Genomic DNA, 6,200 nt, shown 5'->3' with positions numbered 1-6,200 from the left:
GCCCCCGTCCGGCGCTCCCCCCTCGGGCACCCGCCCGTCGCGGGCCGCCTCCCCGGGCGCCCTCGCACCGGGAGCGCCCTCGTCCGCGTCCGCCAAATCCGCCTGCCCCGCCTTGTCCACCGCGTCCCGACCCGTTCGGTTACGAATGTGCTTGGCCGCCTCGCGGCTCGTTCACGGTCTTCTCCCGGGAACTGGCACGGACCGGCCGCCCGTCGAGGACTGGCTGTCCGAAAACCGAACACCGCTCCGGAGGCTCGCGTCCGTGAGGGTTTCGGCGGCGCCGCGCGGGAAGCGAGGCTTCCCGTCCGGGAGAGACTGCGCCCATTGTAGTGATCCGTATCGCCGACTCCTCAGGGCTCACGGAAACGGTCCGGCCCGGGCCCCAACCGCCCATGACCGTTTCCCGCTTCCGGTTCGGCCACAGAGCCGTATTTGCACGCCTTATCCGTCTAACTCCGGAGTAAGCGCGTAGAACGCTTACCGCCCGGGTAACCAAGCTGGAGATTGAGTGCACCGGTGAGCGAGGACCACCCCCATGAAGCCCACTCCACGCGTAGACCGAACCGTCACCCCACGACAGCCTCCCCTCCACCACCGTCGCCCGCACCCCCACCGGCAGCGCCACCCCACTCCGGGAGGAACCACCGTGGACGGGCCCTACCTCCGCATCGAAGAGACCGGGGACATACGCCAGCTCGCCGGTGAGGTCACCACGATCGGTCGGGGGGAGGGCGCCGACATCCGGCTGAACGATCCGAGCGTCTCCCAGCTGCACGCCGAACTGGTCCGCCGAGGCCCCTACGTCTACGTGGTGGACCTGGGCCTGTCGCGCAACGGGACCCGGGTGAACGGCCGCCCCATCGCCCGCCGGGTGCTGGAGGAGGGCGACGTGGTGAGCTTCGGCACCGCGCGCTGCCGGGTCGGCGGACTGCCCAAGGAGCAGATCAGCCCCGACATCGAACTGCGCCGCGGCGCCGCCCCCGAGCTCACCCGCCGGGAGCTGGACGTGCTGACCGCGCTGTGCCAGCCCGCGCTGTCGGAGGAGGCCTTCGTGGCCCCCGCCACCGCCCGGGACATCGCCGAGGCACTGGTGGTCACCGAGGCGGCGGTCAAACAACACCTGTTGCGGCTGTACCAGAAGTTCCGCATCCCCGAGGGGCAGAACCGCAGGACGCGGCTGGCCAACGAGGTCGTGGCGCTGGGCCTGGTGCGGCCGATGCCGATGGGCGGACCGGCCCGCAAGGCCAGCTGAGCGCTCCCCCCGGCCCCGCCGCGGGGCCTCGCGCCGACGGTCGGGCCGGGGTCGGTCACTCGGAGTGAGCGATTTCGGCCCGTGTGTGACGCCGGAGCCGGGCCCCGCCCCCGGACGGGGCCCGGAAGGGGCGTGCCTAGAGGGCGGCGGCCTGCCGCTCCGCGGCCTCCACCACGTTCACCAGCAGCATCGCCCGGGTCATCGGGCCCACGCCGCCGGGGTTGGGCGACAGGTGCCCGGCCACCTCGGCCACGTCGGGGACGACGTCGCCGACCAGGCCCGACTCGGTGCGCGAGACGCCCACGTCCAGCACGGCCGCGCCCGGCTTCACCATGTCTTTGGTGATCAGGCCCGGCACACCGGCGCCGGCGACGATGATGTCCGCGCGGCGCGTGTGCTCGGCCAGGTCCCGGGTGCCGGTGTGGCACAGGGTGACGGTGGCGTTCTCCGACCGGCGGGTCAGCAGCAGGCCGAGGGGGCGGCCCACGGTCACGCCGCGCCCGACCACGACCACCTCGGCGCCCCTGAGCGGCACCTCGTAGCGGGTGAGCAGCTCCACGATGCCGCGCGGGGTGCACGGCAGCGGCGCCTCCTGCATCAGCACCAGCTTGCCGAGGTTGGAGGGCTGGAGGCCGTCCGCGTCCTTGACCGGGTCGATCAGGCCCAGCACGCGGTTCTCGTCCAGACCCCTGGGCAGCGGGAGCTGCACGATGTAACCGGTGCAGGCCAGGTCCTCGTTGAGTTCGCGGACGGCCTGCTCCACCTGCTCCTGGGTGGCGTCGGCGGGCAGGTCGCGGCGGATGCTGGCGATGCCCACCTGCGCGCAGTCGCGGTGCTTGCCGCGCACGTAGGAGTGGCTGCCCGGGTCGTCGCCGACCAGGACCGTGCCCAGACCGGGGGTGACGCCGCGGTCGTGCAGCTTCGCCACCCGCTCGGAGAGCTCCTCACGGATGGACTTGGCGACGGCCTTGCCGTCCAGGACGATCGCGCTCATGCGTGTGTCTCCTCGCTCAGTGGAAGAAGTGCCGGGTCCCGGTGAGGTACATGGTCACGCCGGCCGCCTTGGCCGCGGCCACGACCTCCTCGTCGCGGACCGAGCCGCCGGGCTGGACGACGGCGCGGACCCCCGCCCCGGTGAGGATCTCCAGGCCGTCGGGGAAGGGGAAGAAGGCGTCGCTGGCCGCGACGGACCCCGTCACCCTCTCGCCCGCGCGCGTGACCGCCAGGCGTGCGGAGTCCACGCGGTTGACCTGGCCCATGCCCACTCCCACGGTGGCGCCGCCGGAGGCCAGGAGGATGGCGTTGGACTTGACCGCGCGCACGGCCTTCCAGGCGAAGGCCAGGTCGGCCAGGGTGGCCTCGTCGGCGGGCTCGCCGGTGGCCAGGGTCCAGGTGGAGGGGTCGTCGCCGGGGGCGTCGATGGCGTCGCGCGACTGCACCAGCAGGCCGCCGCTGATCTGGCGGTGCTCCACGCCCGCGCCGGGGCCGGAGCCCTGCGCCACGAGCAGGCGGATGTTCTTCTTGCGGCTGAGGATCTCCACGGCCGCGGGCTCGAAGGCGGGGGCGACGACGACCTCGGTGAAGATCTCCGCGATCTGCCCGGCCAGCTCCTCGCCGACGGGGCGGTTGGTGGCGATGACGCCGCCGAAGGCCGACACCGGGTCGCAGGCGTGCGCCCTGCGGTGGGCCTCGGCGTTGTCGGCGCCGACGGCGATCCCGCACGGGTTGGCGTGCTTGATGATGGCCACGCACGGCTGGTCGAAGTCGTGGGCGGCGCGCAGCGCGGCGTCGGCGTCCACGTAGTTGTTGTAGGACATCGCCTTGCCGTGGAGCTGCTCGGCTCCGGCCAGGCCGGTCCGCGGGGCGCCCGCGACGGTGTACAGCGCCGCCTTCTGGTGGGGGTTCTCGCCGTAGCGCAGGACGTCCCTGCGGTGGTGGACGGCGGCCAGGAAACCGGGCCAGCCCGACTCGGCGGCCTCGGTGTCGGGGGCGTAGTCGGCCGCGAACCAGTCGGCGACGGCCGCGTCGTAGGCGGCGGTGTGCTGGAAGGCGAGCCCGGCCAGGCGCTTGCGCTGCTCCAGGGTGAAGCCGCCGTCGCGGACGGCCTCCAGGGCGGCGTCGTAGCTGCCCGGGTCGACCACGATCGCGACGCTGCCGTGGTTCTTGGCCGAGGCGCGCACCATGGCGGGGCCGCCGATGTCGATCTTCTCGATGCAGTCGGCCTCGGAGGCGCCGGAGGCGACGGTGTCCTGGAAGGGGTAGAGGTTGACCACGACCAGGTCGAAGGGGGCGATGCCCAGCTCCTTGATCCTGGCGACGTGCTCGGGGTTGTTCTGGTCGGCCAGGAGCCCGGCGTGCACGGAGGGGTGCAGCGTCTTGACGCGACCCTCCATGATCTCGGGGAAGCCGGTGACGTCCTCCACGGGGGTGACGGGGATGTCGGCGGCGCGCAGCCGCGCGGCGGTGGAGCCGGTGGAGACGATCTCCACCCCGGCCTCGGCCAGGCCGATGCCCAGCTCCTCCAGACCGGTCTTGTCGTAGACGCTGATCAACGCACGCCTGATGGCCTGCTGGGTCACCGGTTCTCCTTCGTGTCGGTCGCGTCGGTGACGCGCTGCTCGGTGCGGCCGAACCGCACGTGCCTGCCGTCGATGGTCCAGCCCTCGCGGGCGAGCCTGCCGACCGTGTCGACCAGCATCGTCCGCTCCACGGACTTGATGCGCTCGTGGAGGCTGGCTTCGTCATCGCCGTCCTGGACGGGTACCGCGACCTGGTCGATGATCGGACCGGAGTCGACGCCCTCGTCGAGGAAGTGGATGGTGGTGCCGGTGATGCGGACACCGTGGGCGAGCGCGTCACGCACGGCGTGCGCGCCGGGGAAGGAGGGCAGCAGCGCGGGGTGGATGTTGACCGCGGGGTGGCTGCCGATCACGGCGGGGCCGAGGATGCGCATGAAGCCCGCGGAGACCACCAGGTCGGGGCGGTGCTCGCTGATGCGTTCGGCCATGGCGGCGTTCCACCGCGAACGGTCGGGGTAGTCGCGGAAGGGGACGACGAACGCGGGCACACCGGCCTCCTCGGCCAGTTCGATGCCGCGGGTCCCCTCGCGGTCGGAGCCGACGGCGACGACGGTCGCCCCGTAGGCCGGGTCCCTGGCCGCCTCCAGCAGGGCGGCCATGTTGCTGCCCGTGCCCGATATGAGGACCACCACTCGCGCGGACAATGCTTCTCCCATTGTGTAGAGAACGGTGCGAGAGCCGCCCCTCGCCTTCCGGGGGCGCCGGGGGACGGCGCAGCATCCGGATCCCGCGTACGCCGGTCCGGGGACGGCACGGGACCGGAGCCGGAGGCGTGGTGCGCGGGTGACCCGATCGTCCTCCGCCGGGCGCTCCCCCGCGGGCTTCCGTGGGCCGGAGGCGTCCGTTGGGGGTGGTGGCGGGTGACGGGCGGGCGACGGGCGCGCCCGTTGGGCCCGCCCGCGTTCCCACCCTATCGGTCCAGGTAGCGTCTACCCACGGGGAGTGGGTGTTGGTCGGCCTGTGACGGGGGTCTCGGCGGCCCGCGGACCGGCGTGACCATGGACGACGGGTAGCCTCCGTGCGGCGGAGGCGACCACGGCGCCCCGAGCGGGGCGCGCATAAGGAGTGAACCTTGACCGACAACAGCCCGGAGCCCCGGACCGAGGGGCAGCCGCCCAGAGCCGAACGCGGCGGCCTGTGGGGCCTGTTCTTCGGGGCGGCCGGTCTGCTGCTGCCGCCCTACGGGGTCGTGCTGTCCGTGTTCGGTGTCGTGCAGGGTTTCCGGGCGAGGCGGGCCGCGCGGGCGAACCGCACCGAGGCACCGGGCGCGCTGATGAGCGTGGTCGTGGGCGTGCTGGGGATCGTGATGTCGCTGTCGCTGTTCGCGGTGGCCGTGGTGTACCAGGAGCAGATGGCGCAGTACCGGGACTGCTCGGCCCTGGCGCACACGGTCTCCAGCCAGAACGAGTGCGACGAGGCGTGGGAGTCCTCCACCGGCCTTCCGCCAACGGTGGTCATCAGCTAGGCCGGTCGGGGTGCCCAAAGGGGGCGGCGGGAGTGTCCCGCCGCCCCCTTCGCGTGCCCGGGGTCCTTCCCGGGTGGTGACGCGCTCTCCGGCTCCGGTCGCTACCCGAGTCGGGAAACGGCCGCTCGCCCACGCTGCGGAGACCCCCCAAGGGATTACACTTAGTATGCAATCAATCACTAAAAGTGTTGACCACCCTTGCGCGGAGAGGACTCGATGGACACCGACGCTCCCGGCCCGTCCGGACCGGAACTGAGGGAGTACACGGCACTGCTGCGCCGCCGCTGGCGGTTCGTCGGCGCCGGGGTGCTCGGCGGGCTGGCCCTGGCCTCCGCCGCGGTGGTCGCACTCCCCGCCGCCTACACCTCCGTCTCCGCCGTCCAGGTCCAGCCCAGTGGGATGGCCGAGTTCACCGGGGAGCGCTCCGGCCGCCTGGCCGGGGACGTCAACCTCGACACCGAGGCGCAGGTCCTGCTGTCGGAGCGCGTGTCGTCCGCCGTGGCCGAGGCCCTGGCGGAGGAGGGCGGTGCCGCGCCCTCCGTGGCGGACCTGCGCGAGCGGGTGGACGTGAGCGTTCCCCCCAACAGCAGCGTCCTGGAGATCAGCTACTCCGCCGGGAGCCCCGAGGCCGCGCGGGCGGGCGCGCAGGCCTACGCCGACGCCTACCTCGAACTGCGCCGCGAGCGGATCGACGGGCTGATCGAGAGCCACCTGGAGGCGCTGCGCGGTGAGCAGGAGGCCCGTTACGAGGCCCTCGCCGAGACCGCCGGGGAGTCCGCCGCCCCCGGCGCGGACGCGCGGGTGGAGGCTCTGCGCGCGGAGATCACCGAGCTGGGCAACGGCATCAGCCCGCTCAGCGCCCTGGCGGAGACGGTCGAGCCCGGCAGTGTCATCACCCCGGCGG

5 protein-coding genes and 1 pseudogene are annotated in these 6,200 nt (G+C 73.0%); 3 read left to right on the top strand and 3 right to left on the bottom strand.

Going from position 1 to position 6,200, the window contains the following annotated elements; translation table 11 throughout:
- Positions 1-646 precede the first annotated feature (646 nt).
- Complete coding sequence (locus DQW06_RS18165; RefSeq protein ID WP_013154966.1) at positions 647-1,252, top strand: FHA domain-containing protein; 606 nt, start codon at positions 647-649, stop codon at positions 1,250-1,252.
- 136 nt (positions 1,253-1,388) lie between these two features.
- Here the strand turns inward: DQW06_RS18165 and DQW06_RS18160 are convergent, their stop codons facing one another.
- Genes DQW06_RS18160 through purN form a run of 3 tightly spaced genes read right to left on the bottom strand, consistent with a single transcriptional unit; the run spans position 1,389 to position 4,463 of the window.
- On the bottom strand, positions 1,389-2,246 hold the full coding sequence (locus DQW06_RS18160; RefSeq protein WP_117198967.1) for a bifunctional methylenetetrahydrofolate dehydrogenase/methenyltetrahydrofolate cyclohydrolase: 858 nt from the start codon (positions 2,244-2,246) through the stop codon (positions 1,389-1,391).
- 16 nt (positions 2,247-2,262) lie between these two features.
- The gene (gene purH / locus DQW06_RS18155; RefSeq protein ID WP_013154968.1) at positions 2,263-3,831 is read right to left on the bottom strand and encodes a bifunctional phosphoribosylaminoimidazolecarboxamide formyltransferase/IMP cyclohydrolase; all 1,569 of its coding nucleotides are present in this window, start codon (positions 3,829-3,831) and stop codon (positions 2,263-2,265) included.
- A complete protein-coding gene (gene purN, locus DQW06_RS18150; protein WP_019609760.1) occupies positions 3,828-4,463 on the bottom strand; it encodes a phosphoribosylglycinamide formyltransferase in 636 nt (211 codons plus the stop codon). Before purN ends, purH begins: the two co-directional genes overlap by 4 nt.
- Before the next feature lie 440 nt (positions 4,464-4,903).
- Between purN and DQW06_RS18145 the strand changes: the two genes are divergently transcribed.
- Both DQW06_RS18145 and DQW06_RS18140 read left to right on the top strand, forming a co-directional pair.
- Entirely contained in the window at positions 4,904-5,296 is a 393-nt protein-coding gene (locus tag DQW06_RS18145; RefSeq protein WP_013154970.1) for a hypothetical protein, read from the top strand.
- Between the two features lie 216 nt (positions 5,297-5,512).
- Positions 5,513-6,200, top strand: a pseudogene (locus tag DQW06_RS18140) (lipopolysaccharide biosynthesis protein); the annotation flags it as partial.

Source organism: Nocardiopsis sp. TNDT3 (assembly GCF_003427465.1).
Classification (GTDB): Bacteria; Actinomycetota; Actinomycetes; order Streptosporangiales; family Streptosporangiaceae; genus Nocardiopsis; species Nocardiopsis dassonvillei.
This window is presented reverse-complemented; position numbering and strand designations above follow the sequence as displayed.

What these genes read in the sequence shown, in the direction of transcription:
- DQW06_RS18160 (WP_117198967.1), bottom strand. Translation starts at nt 2,246, where the DNA reads ATGAGCGCGATCGTCCTGGACGGCAAGGCCGTCGCCAAGTCCATCCGT.